General features: G+C 36.7%; 21 protein-coding genes and 1 CRISPR repeat array. Of the genes, 10 read left to right on the forward strand and 11 right to left on the reverse strand.

Annotated features, from left to right (window positions below):
- The first annotated feature begins 166 nt into the window (after positions 1-166).
- On the forward strand, positions 167-841 hold the full coding sequence (locus tag VB264_RS21090; RefSeq protein WP_323252701.1) for a hypothetical protein: 675 nt from the start codon (positions 167-169) through the stop codon (positions 839-841).
- A 197-nt stretch (positions 842-1,038) separates the two neighbouring features.
- On the opposite strand, the gene VB264_RS21095 is transcribed toward VB264_RS21090, so the two are convergent.
- Positions 1,039-1,776: a transposase gene (locus VB264_RS21095; protein WP_323252703.1), complete on the reverse strand. Its 738-nt coding sequence runs from the start codon at positions 1,774-1,776 to the stop codon at positions 1,039-1,041.
- 117 nt (positions 1,777-1,893) lie between these two features.
- Here VB264_RS21095 and VB264_RS21100 point away from each other — a divergent pair, with 117 nt between their 5' ends.
- The 7 genes from VB264_RS21100 to VB264_RS21130 all read left to right on the forward strand — a co-directional run bounded on the left by VB264_RS21100 (position 1,894) and on the right by VB264_RS21130 (position 9,886).
- The gene (locus tag VB264_RS21100) at positions 1,894-3,411 is read left to right on the forward strand and encodes a type IV secretory system conjugative DNA transfer family protein (RefSeq protein ID WP_323252705.1); all 1,518 of its coding nucleotides are present in this window, start codon (positions 1,894-1,896) and stop codon (positions 3,409-3,411) included.
- Positions 3,412-3,447: 36 nt separating this feature from the next.
- Positions 3,448-3,783, forward strand: coding sequence for a hypothetical protein (locus tag VB264_RS21105; RefSeq protein WP_323252707.1), 336 nt, complete (start codon positions 3,448-3,450; stop codon positions 3,781-3,783).
- Positions 3,784-3,805: 22 nt separating this feature from the next.
- Positions 3,806-4,237, forward strand: coding sequence for a hypothetical protein (locus VB264_RS21110; protein WP_323252709.1), 432 nt, complete (start codon positions 3,806-3,808; stop codon positions 4,235-4,237).
- 177 nt (positions 4,238-4,414) lie between these two features.
- Positions 4,415-7,159, forward strand: coding sequence for a MobF family relaxase (gene mobF / locus VB264_RS21115; RefSeq protein WP_323252711.1), 2,745 nt, complete (start codon positions 4,415-4,417; stop codon positions 7,157-7,159).
- Positions 7,143-7,541 carry a hypothetical protein gene (locus VB264_RS21120; protein ID WP_323252713.1) on the forward strand — a complete coding sequence of 133 codons (399 nt, stop codon included), beginning with the start codon at positions 7,143-7,145 and terminating at the stop codon, positions 7,539-7,541. Before mobF ends, VB264_RS21120 begins: the two co-directional genes overlap by 17 nt.
- Before the next feature lie 339 nt (positions 7,542-7,880).
- A complete protein-coding gene (locus VB264_RS21125) occupies positions 7,881-8,342 on the forward strand; it encodes a hypothetical protein (protein ID WP_323252715.1) in 462 nt (153 codons plus the stop codon).
- Complete coding sequence (locus VB264_RS21130) at positions 8,342-9,886, forward strand: hypothetical protein (RefSeq protein ID WP_323252717.1); 1,545 nt, start codon at positions 8,342-8,344, stop codon at positions 9,884-9,886. Before VB264_RS21125 ends, VB264_RS21130 begins: the two co-directional genes overlap by 1 nt.
- Before the next feature lie 171 nt (positions 9,887-10,057).
- Here the strand turns inward: VB264_RS21130 and VB264_RS21135 are convergent, their stop codons facing one another.
- The 3 genes from VB264_RS21135 to VB264_RS21145 are packed head-to-tail and all read right to left on the reverse strand — an operon-like array spanning position 10,058 to position 12,046.
- Positions 10,058-10,519 (reverse strand): hypothetical protein, encoded by a 462-nt coding sequence (locus VB264_RS21135; protein WP_323252776.1) that lies wholly within the window; start codon positions 10,517-10,519, stop codon positions 10,058-10,060.
- Positions 10,520-10,563: 44 nt separating this feature from the next.
- A complete protein-coding gene (locus VB264_RS21140; protein WP_323252719.1) occupies positions 10,564-11,904 on the reverse strand; it encodes a radical SAM/SPASM domain-containing protein in 1,341 nt (446 codons plus the stop codon).
- Entirely contained in the window at positions 11,855-12,046 is a 192-nt protein-coding gene (locus VB264_RS21145) for a hypothetical protein (protein WP_323252721.1), read from the reverse strand. Before VB264_RS21145 ends, VB264_RS21140 begins: the two co-directional genes overlap by 50 nt.
- A gap of 147 nt (positions 12,047-12,193) precedes the next feature.
- Here VB264_RS21145 and VB264_RS21150 point away from each other — a divergent pair, with 147 nt between their 5' ends.
- On the forward strand, positions 12,194-12,571 hold the full coding sequence (locus VB264_RS21150) for a helix-turn-helix domain-containing protein (protein ID WP_323252723.1): 378 nt from the start codon (positions 12,194-12,196) through the stop codon (positions 12,569-12,571).
- Between the two features lie 408 nt (positions 12,572-12,979).
- On the opposite strand, the gene VB264_RS21155 is transcribed toward VB264_RS21150, so the two are convergent.
- From VB264_RS21155 to VB264_RS21170, 4 genes are all read right to left on the reverse strand, one after another.
- Complete coding sequence (locus VB264_RS21155) at positions 12,980-13,318, reverse strand: zincin-like metallopeptidase domain-containing protein (RefSeq protein ID WP_323252725.1); 339 nt, start codon at positions 13,316-13,318, stop codon at positions 12,980-12,982.
- Positions 13,240-14,478, reverse strand: a complete 1,239-nt coding sequence (locus tag VB264_RS21160; RefSeq protein ID WP_323252727.1) for a type II toxin-antitoxin system HipA family toxin — start codon at positions 14,476-14,478, stop codon at positions 13,240-13,242. Before VB264_RS21160 ends, VB264_RS21155 begins: the two co-directional genes overlap by 79 nt.
- The gene (locus VB264_RS21165) at positions 14,466-14,774 is read right to left on the reverse strand and encodes a helix-turn-helix domain-containing protein (RefSeq protein WP_323252729.1); all 309 of its coding nucleotides are present in this window, start codon (positions 14,772-14,774) and stop codon (positions 14,466-14,468) included. The genes VB264_RS21160 and VB264_RS21165 overlap by 13 nt, the downstream gene beginning before the upstream one ends.
- A 272-nt stretch (positions 14,775-15,046) precedes the next feature.
- Entirely contained in the window at positions 15,047-15,214 is a 168-nt protein-coding gene (locus VB264_RS21170; RefSeq protein WP_323252731.1) for a hypothetical protein, read from the reverse strand.
- Between the two features lie 485 nt (positions 15,215-15,699).
- Here VB264_RS21170 and VB264_RS21175 point away from each other — a divergent pair, with 485 nt between their 5' ends.
- On the forward strand, positions 15,700-16,398 hold the full coding sequence (locus VB264_RS21175; protein WP_323252733.1) for a CRISPR-associated endonuclease Cas6: 699 nt from the start codon (positions 15,700-15,702) through the stop codon (positions 16,396-16,398).
- On the opposite strand, the gene VB264_RS21180 is transcribed toward VB264_RS21175, so the two are convergent.
- The 3 genes from VB264_RS21180 to VB264_RS21190 form a co-directional block, all read right to left on the reverse strand.
- Entirely contained in the window at positions 16,391-16,972 is a 582-nt protein-coding gene (locus VB264_RS21180) for a 3'-5' exoribonuclease domain-containing protein (protein WP_323252735.1), read from the reverse strand. The genes VB264_RS21175 and VB264_RS21180 overlap by 8 nt on opposite strands.
- A 3-nt stretch (positions 16,973-16,975) precedes the next feature.
- A CRISPR array of direct repeats spans positions 16,976-17,664; the repeat unit is 37 nt; unit sequence TGTCGTAATCTCTTATCCGTCAGTATGCCACTCCTAG.
- Between the two features lie 79 nt (positions 17,665-17,743).
- Complete coding sequence (cas2, locus tag VB264_RS21185) at positions 17,744-18,046, reverse strand: CRISPR-associated endonuclease Cas2 (RefSeq protein WP_323252737.1); 303 nt, start codon at positions 18,044-18,046, stop codon at positions 17,744-17,746.
- A gap of 14 nt (positions 18,047-18,060) precedes the next feature.
- Positions 18,061-19,107 (reverse strand): reverse transcriptase family protein, encoded by a 1,047-nt coding sequence (locus VB264_RS21190; protein ID WP_323252739.1) that lies wholly within the window; start codon positions 19,105-19,107, stop codon positions 18,061-18,063.

A 19,107-nucleotide genomic window follows, 5' to 3' on the forward strand; every position in this document is an offset into this window, starting at 1 on the left:
AATTACAGATTCGGATTCAGAGAAAATCTTATGAAAACAGCTTGTGGACTTTACAATTTCAGGAAAATAGCCTAATAAATTGTACGAAAACAAGATTATATATGTTAAAAATGTCTAATGAATATGCTAAACTAGACAAGTGGTTCCTTGCGATTGAGGGTATAAAATGTTCACTGAATCAGAACAGGATTTAATCGGCAATTGCTTTGGGGGAGATGCCGAAGCTTTTATTGCTGCCCATATCAATTCCAAGAGAAAAACACTTAAATGGAATGATATTGTTGCTACAGGAAAAGTATTTCCTGAATATGCCCTAGATGCTCATAACTTGATAAAAAGATTATTAGGCTATCTTCCTCCTGATTATCTTACTATTCCCTATGGAAACTTTATAAGAGCTGTCTTACATCGTTATCACAGTGGCGGTATTTCAGAGGATGAAATGCTTGAAGAAGCAGAAGAGTATATCAAACTTATCCGCAATAAAGATATGGAGACGCATAGCAATCTGTATTATTCGAGAGAAGTATATCAACGGTATTTTGACTATTTGCCCGAATTCAAAGAAATTACCAAAGAAAGGCTTACTCTATTTCTGGGTTATGAGCCTCAACTCGAACATTCCGTCATTCCAGAGACCTTGCTAAGAGAATGCTTTGTAGATGATAGATTCAATATTCAGGACGGCATCCTGTCTTCAACGGATATACAGGGGATCACCATCATTAAATATCGAGAGGCTTTATTTAAATTCGGCAAGGCAAAAGCGGATGACTCTCCTTTGATAGCCGTTGATTTATGCTATTATTTGTTGAAGAATAAAAAACTGAGCAAAATATAATAGTCTAACAAACAACTTGTTACATTTTTTAAAATTATCACAAAAAATATTTGCAGTTATCATATTTTAATATAGAACTTGTTTAGGATTATATTTTTGTTTGAATTTTGCGTAAAAAACGAACCGAGAATGCGATTAAAGTAAAAGCTGTCCAATTTGCTACTTTTGTTTCAAATCTAATCAGTAATGCTTTGAAACTATCCATGACTGGCCGTCCGCCCAGCATTTGCGTGTTCAATTAGAGTTCGTTTTTTATAAAGTTCTTCATCAAAATATTGGTATTCTGTTGTTTGAGGTTCGATTTTACTATTGCGAGAATTAATATCTATGTTGGCATGAATTTCTTTTTCCTTGCAAATTTGACGTAATTCTTTGCTATCAAATCCTGAATCAGCATTCATAAACAACCCTTTTATATTAATACCAGCATTGATAAGCATTTGGCAAAGTTCCTCAAAAAGCTCCTTTATATTATAAAGGTCGTGATGTTGTCCCTCTTGTGGAGTTGAACAAGCTAACATTTGACCTGAATTATCGGCTAAAAACAAAGTATTCGTTGTTTCAGATGCTTTTCGCCCTTGATACCCAACGGCTTCTCCACCTCGCTTAGCAGGTGTATGGCTACCATCAAGTTGAATAGAAGATAAATCTAAAAACTGACGGTTTAATGATAAAATATTGAGCCAAACTTTTGTCCAAGAGCCGTCCTTGACCCATTCACAAAAATGATAGTAAACTCCTTGCCAAGTCAGAGAAGTACCACTAAAAAACTGTTTTACAGGCAAAAAACGCCACTGACAACCTGTTTTTAGACGATATAAAATAGCTGAAACAATTCCAGTTAATAATTCTGTTTCGCACTCTTTACCTCGTAATCCAATACTTAAATTTGGCAATATATATGCTTCTATTGTACTTTTACTCAAGATTTCCATTTTTGGGTGTTTTTATGATTCGACACCACAAAATTCGCCTTAATTTGGAAATCTTTATATAATCCTAAACAAGTTCATAGTTTTACTATAAGTTTTATTTATGTATGCCTTAGTATATTGGATATTTACGACCTAGACTTCCCTATTTTACAATTCCCCTTTTCTGCCCATGAACAATCAACATGGACTATTCGACACGCTGTTGAAGGGGTACAGATATTTGGAGGAATTGGCTCGGGTAAAACTTCTGGCTCTGGCAGAATGCTTGCCCTTAAATACCTAAAGGCTGGATTTAGTGGATTGGTATTAACCGCCAAACCAGACGAAAAAGAAACATGGCAGAACTATTGTGCAGAGACCAATCGAACAAATGATTTGGTTATCATCGAACCCAACGGAAAATACAATTTTAATTTTCTTGAGTATGAATCTACGCATACGAATTCTAATGAAGCCATCACCGAAAATATCGTACAAGTACTAAAAACGGTTATCCGTGCTGGCGAAGAAAAAGACAGTGGAAAAGGAGATGACCCCTTCTGGGAATCTGCTTTGGATATGCTTATTTTCAATGTGATTGACCTTTGTAAGATTGCCTACGGCTCTGTTTCAGTACAAATGATGTATGACATTGTTCAGACTCTACCTAAAGCCACTGACCAAACCAACAACCAAGAAGATGAGCAAGAAAAATCTAAAGCATTTAATAAAGCCTATCAATCAGCACATAATAAGGTGCTTGAAAAAGTAAGAGCTTGGGACAAATCTCTTACTGCTCAACAACAAAGTTTATTTGCAGAACCTGATACATATCATCAGGCGGTACTGGATAATGTGATTGAAGCTCGTTTGATGAAATTCTTACACGAATTTTTCTTCGACAATTTCAAGAATCTTAGCTCAAAAACACGCTCCATCATAGAATTCACGTTCTCTGGCTTTTTATTCAGATTACTTCGAGAACCTGTGTATTCCATGTTTTGTCGGAACAAATCCAACATTACACCTGACGATTGCCTGAATGGAAAAATCATTATTATTAATCTTCCTGTAAAAGTCTATCACAAGGTCGGACGTGATTGCCAAATACTGTTCAAATATATCTGGCAGAGGGCAATGGAAAAGCGAAATATAAAGCTTAACAGAAGACCTTTATTTCTATGGGCAGATGAAGCTCAAAACTTTCTGCATGAGCATGATGCTGAATATCAGGCTACGGCAAGAAGCAGTAGAATTTCTACAGTGTATATCAGCCAAAATCTACCCAATTACTATGCTTCCATGGGTGGTCAGAAAGCCGAATACCGTGTGAAGAGTTTTTTGGGAACTTTAGGCACAAAGATATTCCATGCCAATGCCGATATAGAAACGAATAAATACGCCTCGGAACTAATAGGCGATACGACCTTCTTTGAACCGTCGAGAACCATCACCACAGCAAAAGACTTTTCACAAAGCGATAGTCTGTCGCTTAAAATAGACAGGCATGTAAGACCAGAAAAATTCATTAGTCTCAGGACAGGAGGTGAAAAGAATAATTATAGAGTAGAAGGCTATTTTCATCGACAAGGGGATAGTTTCGCTGGGAAAAAGAATTTTATCAAAATAGATTTTGACCAACTATTCAGACCATAAACAAATAATTTTCTTAACTAAAACTATCCTGCCTAAATGAAAAGAAACTTGTATTACCGCACCCTGTTCCGCAGACGGAATGTGATTAAAGAGTTTATTTTAAACACCTTCTTGGAAGTATCATCTGGCCCAAGATTATTACTGGAAGTATTCACAAGGACTAAATTTGGTGAACGCTATTTTTCATTTTCAACAGCTATCATTCTTACAGTAGTATTGGGACTCTATCCTATTATCGCTTCTAATTTGCCAAGTTTTAATACTTATTCTTATGACAGGGAACAGACAAGCATTTGGACAATCTTATGGAAGAATATCACATGGTATGTTTACCTAGGATTATTTATGTACCAATGGCATAAAGCGTCGTGAGGAAATAAAGAGAGAACCTTCTGTGTTTGATTTCGCCCGTTTTAGTCTTTCTCCTGGGGTAATCAATCCAGCTTTTTATGATTTCAATATCAATGGTGAAACCCCAACAACACGACAAGTTTGTACCTTATTAGAGCCAGCCTTTTTCTTAGGAGTGGGGATTGTATTGGCTCTTCTTCAACAGAGAGTCGGCTATTTACTTATATTTTGTAGCATTGTTTATTCCTTGAGTTGGATGGGAGCTTATTACAGAGGAGACCAATTTGTCATGGATAAAATTGATGAACTCATTGTCAATGAGGAGCTGGTTGATTCGTTCGTCAATGGAAGAGAACCAGAAGAAACTCGTGGATTTGGACACTACGGAAAAATACCAGACAATATAGACTTTAGACGTAAAGTCGTTAATAGCTTTTTTGAAGATGATGGCGACGAGCCTGTGCAGGTATTTTAATCCTTCTAAGCTGTGCTTAGGGAAGACGTCTGATGAAATTTATTTACTTAATACAGGACTTTCCTCAACACAGCTTTGGGTATCTATTTGGTTTATCCAAGATGAACAGGCAGTAACAACTCAAGAAACTTTCCCAGAGCGTTTTATAATCACTTTAAAATCCCTGTTATGATTAGGATGATACAAAGCACTTCGGCTGCTCATGCTAAAGCCTATTTTTCTGAGTCCCTGTCTAAGTCGGATTATTATACCAACGACCAAGAACTCAACGGGCATATTCAGGGAAAATTGGCTGAACGTTTAGGCATTAGCGGTATTGCTACCAAGGAGGCATTTTTTGCCCTCTGTGAGAACATGAACCCTGCTGACGGTACTCCGCTGACCCCAAGGAAAAAGGAGGAACGCACGACAGGCTATGACATTAATTTCCACTGTCCCAAATCAGTTTCCATCTTACATTCCCTCTCCAAAGATAATCATATCCTAGATGCTTTTCATAAAAGCGTCCAAGAAACCATGCAAGACATTGAAAAGGATAGTAAAACCCGTATCCGAAAAAACAATGTCTTCGATGACAGAGATACTCAAGAACTGGTCTGGGCTGATTTTATCCATCAGACCGCTAGACCTGTAGAGGGTCATGCTCCAGACCCTCATTTACATGCTCATTGTTTTGTCTTCAATGCCACTTGGGATGAACAGGAAAAGCAGATTAAGGCAACTCAATTCAGAGATATAAAACGGGATATGCCCTATTACCAGACCATATTTCATAAAAGGCTTTCCGATAAGCTTATCAAGCAGGGTTATCAAATCCGTCGAACGGAAAAGTCATTTGAAGTGGAAGGCATTCCTAAAAATGTTATTACTCTGTTTTCAAAACGCACGGATGAAATCGGTCGTGTTGCCAAAGAGAAAGGCATTACCAACATACATGAGTTAAGTGAGCTTGGTGCAAGAACCCGTTCTAAAAAACAAACGGGCATGAGCATGGCTGAATTAAAAACCGAATGGAAACGACAAATCAAAGAACTGGATAAAAATGGACAAGAGGAAGGCGAAGAAGGAAATATTCGCTTTGCTCCTAAAAAGGAAAAGACAGCCATCACCTCCAAACAATGTGTTGATTATGCCGTTGAGCATGGGTTTGAACGGGCTTCTGTTTTGCATGACCGCCGTTTGCTGGAATCCGCTTATCGCCATAGCATCGGCGATGAATCCATCTCTATGGATGAAATCGACCAACATTTTAATGACGACAAACGAATTCTCCGTGTGAAAGAGCAGTCAAAAGTCCTTTGCACTACCCATGATACGCTCAATGAAGAAAAGAGGATGGTCAATCTGGCGAAGGAAGGCAAAGGTAAACTCCGCCCCCTTTATACCAAAGTACCTGAGCTTAAACTGGATGGACAACAAGCTGAAGCAGTTAATCATGTGCTGACTACCACCAATCGTGTTTCCATCATCCGTGGAGCAGCAGGAACAGGCAAGACGACCTTAATGCAAGAAGCAGTAGGCTTCATGGAAAAAGCTGGCAAGAAAGTGATAGTCGTTGCCCCAACCGCACAGGCTTCCCGTGGTGTCTTGAGAGAGGAAGGCTTTGAGAAAGCTGAAACGGTTGCCAAGTTATTAACTGACCAGAATATGCAGAAGCAATTAGCCAATCAAGTTTTATGGGTTGATGAAGCTGGATTACTTGGCACAAAAGATATGACCTCATTGCTTGAAATAGCCAACAAACAAAATGCAAGACTTATTCTGGGGGGTGATACCAGACAGCATTCAAGCGTGGTCAGAGGGGATGCCTTGCGTATTCTTAATACCGTCGGTGGCATCAAAACCGCAGAAGTAAGTAAAATCTATCGTCAGAAAGATGAATATTATCGTTCAGCCGTAGAAGACTTATCCAAAGGCAATGTGAAAGATGCTTTTCAAAAACTTGATAGCATGGGTTCAGTGAAAAGTGTTTCACCGCTAAAGCCCAATGAAGCGTTAGTCAGTGACTATGTTGAAGCCATTAAAAAAGGAAAATCTGCCTTGGTAGTTTCGCCAACCCATCAGCAGGGAGATGAAGTCACCGATGCCATCCGAAAGAAACTTAAATCGGAAGGATTGATTGGGAAAAAGGAAATCAAAGCCACAAAGCTCAATAGCCTTAATCTGACAGAAGCTCAAAAAAGTGATTGGAGAAATTTTGAAAAAGGGCAAATCATTCAATTCAATCAAAACAATGCAGGGATTAAGCGTGGTAGTCTTTGGACGGTGCAATCCAGTGCTGAAAATGAAGTCATGATTAAGAATGAAAACGGTCACATCGTTCCCCTTCCTATTCAAAAGAGTAGCGATTATGATATTTTCTCCAAAAGTGAAATGGCTATTGCCAAAGGTGATACAATCAGAATTACCCGCAATGGTTTTGACCAAGAGAAAAACAGGTTGAACAATGGGCAAATGCTCGATGTAGTTTCAGTGAGTAAGAAAGGAGATATTGTACTCCGCAATGCCATAAGTAAGGAAACGTATAAACTTAAACAAGATTATGGTCATCTTTCCCATGCCCATTGTGTGACTTCTCACGCATCTCAAGGGAAGACCGTGGATGAAATCTTTATTTCGCAGCCAGCGTCAACCTTTCCTGCGACAGATGCCAAACAATTCTATGTTTCTGTATCCCGTGCGAGAAATCGTGCACACATTTACACAGATGATAAAGAGCAATTGCTTTATCACGCCTCAGAGCTGGGTGAAAGACAATCTGCGATAGAGCTTGTCAGTAGACAAAATAAAACCAATGAGATGGTTCATCATCAAATTAGAGATGAATTGAGTCGTACTTCCACTGAGCATCATAAAACAAAGCAAGCAGAAAAAGCTTCTCCAATAAAATCAAATTACGAAGATTATGAGCCAAGATTATAAACTACGTTACGACCAAATACGGGAAGGAGACCCGACAAAATCTAACACCCCTGCCCCATCAAAGAAAGATGAATCAATGGAGGTTTATCAGACAGCAAGCCATGCACGTAACCTTTGTTTGGTATGGCTTGATGGCAAGCGAATGTTCTTCAATTACGCTTATCTAGTATCGGGGGAATATTCAGCGAATAGCGAAAAGAATATAATCCTTCTTCATTTTTCTTCCTATTCTGTTCAATTACAGGGTTATGGCTTAGAATCTGTTTTTATGAGTATTCTTGACCATAGCCCTAAAATAATTACCATGATTGATGAAAGATATGTGGTAGATAGTCCTGATTCTGTAGTAATAGATATTCATGTAGAAAAAAAGAATGAGTAATCGTAAAATAGATGTTCCACAAGTTTATGTGTAAAATAGTAAGTAGATTACTGGTTTAATAAAATGAATTCTGCAATGAAATAGAATACGATGAAAGACTCATGCTTTAAAAGTATTCTTAGGGGGTATTCAATGCATCTTAATTACTATTTTAAATAGATTATAATATTGTCTGGCTTGTAATATTTAGCTTTTAGCTAAGTTTGTAACATACTGAAAATGAGAATACTTACCGTAAAATAAGAAAAATAAAATAACCTTGTTAGATTATTTTATTTTTCTTAAGTTGCGTGTATTAACAATTGAGTTCTTTATTTATTCTCTTAACAATTAACTCCTATGGAAAAGAAACTTGAAAAAGCAATTAGAAATCTTCAAAAATCATCTAAAATAAACCCATTATCAAGGTTTAGCTATAATGATTCACGGTCTGGAAATACGTTTAAAGCAAAGGTCTTTTATAATAAAGAAGACCATCCCTCCATTGAAATATCTCAAGTAAATGGATATCGCAAAGATGAACTACTACTTCAATTAGAATCATCTCTAAATTCAATATTCCCCGGAACACTACCTTATGCGAAATCAGGAAGTTTAGTTTATACTCGAAGAAACGCAGCCAAAGGAGATGTGGTGACATTAGAGAGTAGTACTTATTATTACGCAATAGATACAAGCATTTTTAATTGTAGTGGTGAACAACTTGGTAGTAGATTTCAGGCAACATGTATTTCTAACTTATCTGCTAAATGTAGTCCTACTAGTGCTATCGCTCTTTACACAATATATAAACTTCTCTAATGAAAAATAAACATACAAATATCTTGGTGCTCTTATTGATATTAGCATCATGCGCTTCTCCAAAAATTAGTAATTTAGAAAGAGGTCGTTACAAGTATGCAACTGCCCCTAAAAATTGTTTAGATGTTACTGTAAGTATTTTACCTACTAGCACAGAAGAGTCTGTACAAGCTAAGCCTGTAACGTTTCTAGATATGCGTGATTCTCTTCCTCATCTTTATATGAAATTACTATCTTCAAAAATAAGTAATGCGGATACTTTTATATCACGCCTGTCTAAACCGATTATACCAATAGCTAAAGTTTCAACACAAAACAAACAAACGGATTTTACTTACTATAAAGTACAATTCGTCTTTAATAACCTAAAAAAGTACTATAATGATGAACGACTGATGCATCCCAACACCAGACTAGAGTTTTTGACAACTTATCTTGCATTGCCCAAAGAGTCGGCTGTAACTTTCTATAATATAAATAAATTACAAAATGAATTTGAAGAAATAGATTTCGGAACACTTTCTAGAGACCAAACGGTATCTCTTAATTCGAAATTGTCTGCATCAGGGGGATTGGGCGAAAGTTATGAGACTAATTCTGGCAACCAAACAACTAATACATCTAACGTAGACATAGGCAAAGAAAAAAAGGCTTATGATTCGGACGGAAATGTAATTGGTGTTGTTAATAGAAAGGGCGGATTAACCTCATTAGATGAAAGCACTTATTCTAAAAAAGCAACCGCTGAAGCTAAGGTCAATGGTGCTTTGGATGGGAGCTATCAAAATTCAGAAACAATCAAGGAAGCAATTGCTGTAAAATTAAAGCGGTTAAAAACAGGTTTTAATTTCTCCGAAAGAGAACTTGTCATTGCTCAAAGAGGTAGAGCAGCTGGTGATATTTCAGACAATATCTATGTGACAGCTACGCTAAAGGTTGATAATCAAAGAAACGTCTTACCTTTACCTGTGTATTCTTTTGAAAAGCTTTACGATGAAAACAAACAACTCAACATCGCTGATAAATTACTTTTCAGCAGAAGAGAAGTTAATTTTGTTCCATGTGATGGCGCAAAAGATCTTACTCTTACTACATGTTATGAAGGAGCTATACGTGCTGTTCGAAACGTTTGGTTAAAAACAGGCAGCAACGCATTGGAATATGATGATAGAGTAACTTATTATAAGATTGACGAAGAAGAAGGAAGGTATCTTAAAATCGATAAAAATGTATATTGTAAAAACGCATACAAATTTATTGCTGATGTATCTGGTGTAGAATATACCCTTAAAATTGCTGACCCTATTCCCCGTGAATTAGATATTTTTATTGATGACTCTCCTGAGCTATTTCGACAATGGATAATTGATAACTTAGAAAAACCTGTTGCTTCCAACCTTAATACAACAAGATTTTCGTTATATTTTGAGAAAAATGAAACCCCTAGAGTACAAATACCATTCGTTAAACAAAACATGACACCTGCAAATATTATTGCACTTAGTGCAATAAATGGCATTAAGATAGTTGAACGAAATCCCTAAATACTTTTGGACAGGATAAGAATTTATTATAGAAGAAAAATTAGTTATAAAGAATCTGGTCAGAGTTACACCTGACCAGATTTTAAGTTGAACTCAAATAAATTACGCTTTATTTTTGAAAAGTGTTGGAGTAAATATCTAATCTATCCTATAAGAAATTATTTGTGGATTTCAACTTTTGATTTCACTAAACCATCCAAAATCACGTTTAATGGTGATTTTATTATTGTAAATATCTCTACCAATTACTACCACTGAAAGGCTTGATAATTGAGTTCTTACATCATCAATGTTTTCTTCAGACTCGTCAACTTCAAAAGTTTTTTCAAAAATTATAAGGCTTGATGCTGGATAAATAACTGTGCGAGTACTTTCGCTTGTGCGTAGATGCATATAACTTCTTGGATTTAAGTCCAAGCAATCTGATATAACAGAGTACTTCTTCTCATCTTTGAGAAAAGTAATCTTTTCAATAATGAGCGGACCGATGCCATTATTACAAAGACGTACCCTTAGCGTTCTTTGCTTATCCAGAAAATCAATCTGTCCTAATGGACGCAAAGACTTTTCATTATGGACACGCTGTAAATAAAGCTGGTAACAGGTTGCCAATAATGCGAGCAAAGCAATCACTATTTCCAAGACATAAACTCCCTAAGTCAAATAAAACCTTGAATTTATTCGACTGTAGCAGATTGGAAATCTTGAATCAATTTTAATCGTTCCAACGCTTGAAGCTCAAAATACAAAGGGATAAATTGATGATAAAGGCTACATTGTGGGTCTTTATCATCCTTACGATACACGGGGCATCCACTGGTACAAATATGCTTATACTGACACTTTTTACAATCTTCTGATTTCTTATCTTCGTCATGCTTGCCCATTTCTATCATTTCCACAAGGTCTTTCTGCTCGTCGAAGATGGTGAAAGATAAAGGCGTTTGTTCCCCAAATTCCACATGGCAATATTTAAGTGTGCCATCTACATAAATTGCTCCACCTGAAAAACCAGAAGCACAGGTCTGAAATCCTAAATCATTGGGCTTAAGGTCACAGAATTGAAAGCGTTTTGAGAAGTTCCATCCGACTTGAATTGCTTCTTGCATGATAGCAAAAGAAGCATTCAAGTACTTTTCCAATTGAATTGCATCAATGTCTTCTCCCTTTACAATAGAATATCGAAAAGGTACATCCAGAGCGATAAGATAATGGGTTAATTCTGGCAAGCCTGCCAAGTTTTGATTATTGATTACAGTGTTCACCGAAACTGGAATCTTTTGTGACAGCAGCTTTCTCAGATTGTTGTCAACCACAGTAAATGACCCCTTCCCTGACAAATATCTTCTGGTCATGTCATGCGTGTCACCGACACCATCCAAAGAAACACCAAAACTCAAGTCATATTCTTTAGAAAAGTAGATAATATCATCATTCAACAATGTCAGGTTAGTAATGAAAGATGCTTCTAAGCTACAGCCTACTTCTAACAAACCCTGTTTTGCATGGGGAATAAATTGTTTCCAGCTTTTGAATTGGCTGAGTGGTTCGCCTCCAGCTAAGCGAAACTTTATTGATTTTAGTTTACGCCCCTTTGCAGTTTCAACCAGTTTATAAATTAACTGTTCCCTTACTGCATCAGCCATCCCTTTGCTGGTATTGAGGGTAGAGATATAACAGTAGCTACATCCAAGATTGCAAGTATCAGTCGTATGAATCCAAAAATTTAGGGATTGAGGCTTATCAGGCTTTTGAGGTTCGCTAAATCTTTCATCAAAGCGAATGATTTCTGTACGGGATAAAAGATTTAAGTAATCTACCAGAACATCATCGCTTAAAGAAAATAGACTGGCAATACTGCTTACATCAGATTGACCATCAATCTCTTTTAAAATATCGTACTGAGCTTTATTCAGCAATCGAAACGAATTGGGAAAGGCACAATTAACTACGAAGGCATAGTCTTCGCTAATTTTCCTGTGAAGTAGTTTCGGTGCTTTTTGAGGTATCCATTTCATCATCGTCGTCGGTTGAGGTATATCCTGCACAATCGCAGTTTGCATTGAGAGATTTATTTTTCAGTACTCCTTTTCCTAATAGGCTTTCGAGCGTACTTAAATCATCAAATAAAAGGCTGTGGGTATTTGTGAAAGTTGTCATGTTACGATTAAGTTTAAACGTTTACTTAAAATTACCGTATTATCATCTTTCAAAACAGTTATTTTACTTGTATCTCACAAGTGAGATTATTGTTTTTTACTACCCTCGTTTTACTTATCTTTGCCTATCACAGTTAATTGATAAGACATGGTACATCAAGGGCACAACGTAAAACGCATTCGAGAAATATTGGGTATTAAACAAGATGCTTTAGCTATCAAATTGGGACTAAGCCAACAAGCTATTTCTCAGGTGGAGCAAAAAGAAATATTAGATAAAGCAACACTAGAAAAATTGTCTAGTGCATTGGGTATTTCAGAGGATACTATAAAGGACTTTAAAGACGAGAAAGCAATCAATATCTTCTCCAACAATTATCATGACAATACATCTGTCCAATACAACTTCAACCCAATTGACAGATGGCTTGAGACGATTGAAGAAAATAAAAAGCTTTATGAAAGGCTTTTACAATCTGAAAAAGAAAAGGTAGAATTATTGGAGAGATTGTTGAAAAAGGTATAGGACTTTTCAAACGACCTCCCTCTTTATTTTAGACATCCTTGTAATTATAACATTGTAATTTATATTTACAAGGACTAATACATAAAACAATTCTCTAATCTTCCATCTGATCAGAATTTTTCCTTACCAGATGAAAGTCTTCATTTAGCGACTTTATAAATTTTTGTAATGAAGGATATTGTAAATATGCGATATTTATTCTTCAATATGCCTTGAGGGCATGATAACCCCAGCTCCCCGAAGGAAAAAAATCGTAGCCCGCTATCTATTTTTTCCGAAGTCGTTGGAGCCTTTCATGTAGTAAAAGGAGGGATAAGCGCCATCACAACCGTTGAAGCTAGGCTTCTATCAATCATTCAACCGACAAAAGAAATTGGTGATTTGATAGACTAACCAATGCAAACCCCCTCAATTGCTCCCTGATGAACAAATAAGCTTTTCCTGAGACTGCAAACCATGAATGTATTCAACAGCCTTGTGTGCACGCGATGTCGCAGAGAAGATGAATCGCCTGTCATCTTTGAGAACTTCTAACCATGACTGTATATACGCTGCATGTTTTTCTTCTGGCATAGGCTCGAAACCTAAATCTGCTGCTAGGAAACAAGCTCCCAATTCAACAGATTGTTTCCTGCTTTTCCAGTTTGTTGTCCAGCTCACTTGACCTACTAATTGTTGCCAATGGTCTTTTCCACTAAATCGATATTTGTTTGCAAAACATTGTAAACAGTTGCCAAGGTTCTCCAAGAATTTAGAGCGTGTCTTGTTCTTCCAATAATTTCATCGATCTGCTTTTGAGGTAGCTTGGCTTCTCTACCCAGTTTTGCCAAATGGCTAATGGTAGGGGTTTTGCCTTCTCCCATAACCATCATGCTTTGTTCCCCATTCGGACCACTTGAGAAGGTGAGGTCGTAGGCAGGAGCCAGTTTCCATTCTCCATGATTATCCATTAGGAAACTGAAATTTTTGGCGTGGTCGTCCCTATTATGGGCAAGCACATTGAAAACGGCAATGCGATACATTTTTTCTACTTCACGAATATCTTTGGTAATCGCTCCAGTTAAATTGAGCAAATCTTCGTAATCCAGTGATGGGACTCTGAAATCACTATGCAACAACCCACTTGCCGTGTGCATGTGCAGTCGTTTACCACCTTCTCTGTCAAAACGTTTAACAGCGAAGTGACCAGCTCCTTTCTGTGATGGAAATAAATGCACTTCAGGCATCAGGACACAAGCTTCCTTTGCCATTAAGGCATAAACATATTCAATCGCACCAGCATCGCTACCATCCCGAGAATTCGTAAATTTAACCAGCCAAGGTTCAAACCCTTCATCAAGCTTCCCTGCTCCATATATAATTTGCTGGCGATTTTCACTGACAGCAACAAGGGCTTTGGGACGGGCTCCAGCAGACGAACCGTTCAAAGCGAGCAGTTCCTTGATAACTTCTTCTGAGCTACCTTGTAACACTTCCTGAGACTTTAAAGCCAGTTGGTCGAGATTTATTACTTCTTGAACCTCCGAGGGGCTATGGTCAGGCTCATAGACAAGAGCTCCCATACCTGACAATCCGACATTTGCAAGACGGTCAAGTGGAGATATAGTGGCTGGTAATACGCCTTGCGATCTCAGCAGGCGATCGAAAAGCAATCTCCCCCAACCGTCTGGGAGGCTGTCGCTGAAAACACCTGCCAATCCTTCAAACGGTCGTTGCGGTAATGCTGTAACGCCCTTTTTCAATGGCAAGCGAAACGGAGATATTTGTATGCCTGTTTTTATGAACTCATCATCATATTCAAAATAAATAATGTGGTCACGTACTGCCAAGCGTCCTACTGGTTGTATTTCTGTTCCAAAGTCTAAGCCGACCTTGATTTCTGTAATGGGCTTCATCATTTTTTCCATCCTCTTTTTCGGGATGCGTTATGCGTATCTTTCAATACATCATCAATAGAGTTGAATGTTGGTTTTGATGGTTTAAGGATATTGAGGAGTTCTTCTACTTCTCCAACCACCATCAGGAGTTTCAAAAAGGATTCCAGCGAAATAGCCCCTTTTTGTTCAAATTTACGCAAAGTAGCTAGAGGAACGCCCGAACGTTCAGCAAGACCCTCTTGGGTAAGTTCCATGGATAACCGTCTTTCCCGAATATTTTCAGCAATTTTCAATTGTGCTTTCGAAGCTGATATAAGTGATAACATAGTAGTACTTTACAAGTTAATACAGTTTATACTAACACTATAGTATCACAAAGTTAATAAAATTCAAGAAGAAAATATATCTTTTTATCCTCTTATATCACCTATTACTGAAATTAAATTACCTTACCTAAAGCTTCATTTTGGTTATTTTACTGTTAGGAGGTTTTGATAAGGAGACTAAAAACAAGAAATCTGAAACGCTCAAAATGAGGCAAAATAACAGAAAAAAATCTGATCAAGGTTTCCCCTGACCAGATTAGATTTTACAGGTGTTAAGCTTTGTTCTTACGAACTGTCAGGGCGACTTTTTGTCCCAGACTGTCCAGCGATAGATTAAGCCCTTCTCCATCGGTATGTTCCCATGCAACGCCAGCTTTAATCCATTCAGCTTTTGCATCGTCTCCGTTGTGTTTTACGAAGTACACTGTGTGAGTTGGCATTTTAGGGTTGGTTTCCTTTTGGTTAGACATCATCAAATCTCCTTTCTTTGTTGTTGATGATAGAAGCTAAAAAGCTCATAAGGGGGTGAAAGCTCCCCGAAGTCGTTAGAGCCTTTTATGCAATAAAAGGAGGGATAAGCGTCGTCACATCCGTTGAAGCTATGCTTCTATGATTCAATCTTATTACAAAAAAAAAGGCTTGATTTGAATGATTGAAAAAAAATTAAACCTAGTTAAATATCTTCTTAATATCAGCTTGTAATCATCTTGAAATGATGTATTTGTTGATGAAAGCTAGAACTGAATGTATTTGGGTAATTAATAACTGACTAACTGGGCTTTTTCCAAGTCATTAAGTTCTTGTGGGATGTTTTAAATATAGTAGTAGTATCTTAACAATTAAAACCCTTATATTTAAAGACAATTTAAATATGCTATACATTCTTTGAAACTATCTATCCTCTACTGAAGCTATCTAATATTTTATGACACTCATTCGTTCAATGCTCGTTGTTTTTCCTCAAATTAAGGTAGGGGAAGATATTTTAAAATTTCGCAGTTTTATCAATCATCAGCTAAATCGTGAAAATGATTTATTTCATAATCATGCCGAACAAAAAAATAGTGTCATCTATCGATATCCTCGAATTCACTACAGAAATATAAATGGTGTAGCCGCTATCTTTGGTATAAAAGAAGGCTACACGGCTTTGAATGAACTTCTTTCTGAAAAACTAGACAAATTTCCTCCCAAATTCCAACAATTTGTACGAAATGAAAACCGTACTAGCCTTGCTTTGATAGACACAATCCAGACTTATCAATTAAATCATTGGCTAGCTTTAAATCTGACAAAGAACAAAGATGGTTCAACCCTAAATCGAGAAGAAATATTTGAAGAGTTGAATACGATAGATAAAAAAAAAGAAATGCTAAGAAGTATTCTGGTGGCACAATTGCTGGGTTTTTGCAGAGAGATGTCAGTTGAATTACCACAGGGGGGGATTTCTGTGGAGATACTTACTTTCAATAGTACAGGCAAACATAAAATTGTTAGTGAAACAGGAACGGCTTTTTTTACAGGATTTAAAACAACCTATCGAAGTAACCTTTTATTGCCTGATTATGTTGCCTTCGGAAAAGCCGTTAGCAAAGGCTATGGTTGGCAAACCTTAATCAAATAATTTTGAGTTTAAGATAAACTTCTTTTAAGACAATAGCATCAAAAAGGGCATTGTGTTGAGAAAGGTTTTTTACATCATAATTGCTTAGGCATTCATTCTGTGAGTGCTGGTCTTTAAAAGCAATTTTTTGGCGTGAAGTATCAGGATTTATACCTTTTATTTTTAATGCTGTAGCCATATCAAAAGGAATGTAAAATATATTTTTAGGAATCTGAAAAGCATCCCCAAAAATACTACAAAATAAAACCCAGTCATAAGCCAAAACATCTGCCCAAATCTCCACATTAGGTAATTGGCTAAACCACTCTTCTAATCCCCTTTGTAGTTGCTGGCGAGTTCCCTTTATACGTACTTTCCCTCCAGAAATGGATATAAATTCTTCTTTTTCAGCAAATAACAAATTGTCTATTACATTCTTTTGAATCCAATCCGAGATTTGCCCCGTATCGTAATCGGTAAGCTCAGCATAAAAATAGGTCTGATTATCTAACACCAAAGCTATAGAAATTAAGCTAGATTGTTGATGTAATCCTGTAAACTCTGTGTCTAAAAAAAGGGGAATTGCTTTTTGCATATATAATTAAATCTCTTATCCGTCAGTGTGCCACTCCTAGCGTGTAATATTTACTCAGATGTAAATTTTCCAGTGTCGTAATCTCTTATCCGTCAGTGTGCCACTCCTAGTCCAGTGGAACAGAAGAACTAACAGGTTGCGTATGTCGTAATCTCTTATCCGTCAGTGTGCCACTCCTAGAGAAGTTCTCAGGAACTCCTTTTTCAGAAATCGGTGTCGTAATCTCTTATCCGTCAGTATGCCACTCCTAGATAAGCTTGTTACAAAGATGCGTGCAAACAAGGATGTCGTAATCTCTTATCCGTCAGTATGCCACTCCTAGAAAAAAAAAAAACAATCTGGTCATGGCACTAGGATTTTTTGTAATTGTCGTAATCTCTTATCCGTCAGTATGCCACTCCTAGATTGTAATAATAACTTTCGATGTGATTTTATCACTTGTCGTAATCTCTTATCCGTCAGTATGCCACTCCTAGCAAAACGGCTTCGGCTTTGGAATGTTAACCCTTTGTCGTAATCTCTTATCCGTCAGTATGCCACTCCTAGCTTTCTTATAGGTACCAGGAAAACAAGCATCTCAATGTCGTAATCTCTTATCCGTCAGTATGCCACTCCTAGAGTAATTAATCTGAAAATAGATTGAAGATTTTTTAAAAGTCGTAATCTCTTATCCGTCAGTATGCCACTCCTAGAGCAACAAATCATATATCATTGATAATGAATCAATTATATTGATTTCTAGCTTTTCCGAAATGGTCATTTTATGCATTTTTATAAAATTAAGGTATGTTGGTTTCCACAGTGATAATCCCAAGATGGTTTTTCTTTTCCAAGCCAGTCAGCTTTATAAACGTAGCTTTCTGCTAGGGGCATGGTCATATATTTATATTTTTGTTCATCTACTTTTTCTAATAGTTTTAATATTGTAATGTCTAGTTTTTGCTTTTGAGTAGGATTGAGATTTCCTACAAAAACAGAAAACTGAATTCGCTCAAAACCAAAACGGATTAGTCTTTGTGATACTTTATCCCTAAGACGGTCATCTTCAATGTCGTAAACAGCCAAATATAACATTTTATCATAGAGATTTAAACTAAATATGCTAAGTTTATCCAACTAACAGGTTCTGAATATCCTAATTGTTCATCATTAACGGCATCTTCATACTGCTTTACTAATTTTTGTACTTCTTCCGAAGAGTCACCTAATACAAATTTTACAAAATTAATTTGCCCTTTAATTTGGTCTTTAAAAGCTTCTATCCAATCCGTAACTGGTAATCCGTTTCTACTTTGAACTTCAACAATGTTTTTCAGTTTTTGGATTTCTAAAACTGTTTCATCAAAAAAATCAGGAGGAACACTCACACCATCTTTAGTTAATAGAATACCTGTAACAATTTTCTGAGATTGGTTATGTAGAAATTGCGTTTTGTCTGGGTTGAAATACAAATCGTGTATGGTAGCTACTGATTGAATCTCTGTAAAGTCATTAGGAGAAAAAGGAGAGTCTGCCGAAAAAACCAAATCATCAGCAAAACGGGTATATGTCCACAGCCTTTTTCTAGCAAGCTCCTGAAGGTCATTGTCAAATTGAATAGTAAACAAATTTGATAAAACAGGCGATGTTGGAGCTCCCATTGGAAGCCTCCCATTATAACAGCATAATTGTGTTAATAGCTCTAGACAATGTGTATTTGCTTCTGGAAGTAATTTCTCAAAGAAATCTATTATATTCTTTTCAGAAATTTGATGAAAAAAATCTTTAAAGTCGGCTTTTAGCATAAAGGAATCATAGCGATGCCTTCGAGCATTACTCACAATGTCACGAGTATCTGTTTCATTCTTTACTGCTATTTGAAAACCATAAGCAGCATCTGTTCTTTTAAAATGGTAAATACTCTGTAAATAACGATTTAATTGTTTTTGAATTTGTTTAAGATGAGGCTCAGGGTCTTCGATGAGTCGTGTTTTACCATTTTTCTTCAATACCCGAAAAGTATTGTATTGGGGAGACATTGCAAGTAATTGAAGTAGATAAAGTTCTATTTTTAACAATTTGGCTAAATCTTGAGGATGAACAATTGCCCGAAATTGTTTATCAAAATATGTTAAATTCTTTAGTATATTACTCAT

The sequence above is a fragment of the Arcicella aquatica genome, from assembly GCF_034928825.1.
GTDB lineage: Bacteria > Bacteroidota > Bacteroidia > Cytophagales > Spirosomataceae > Arcicella > Arcicella aquatica.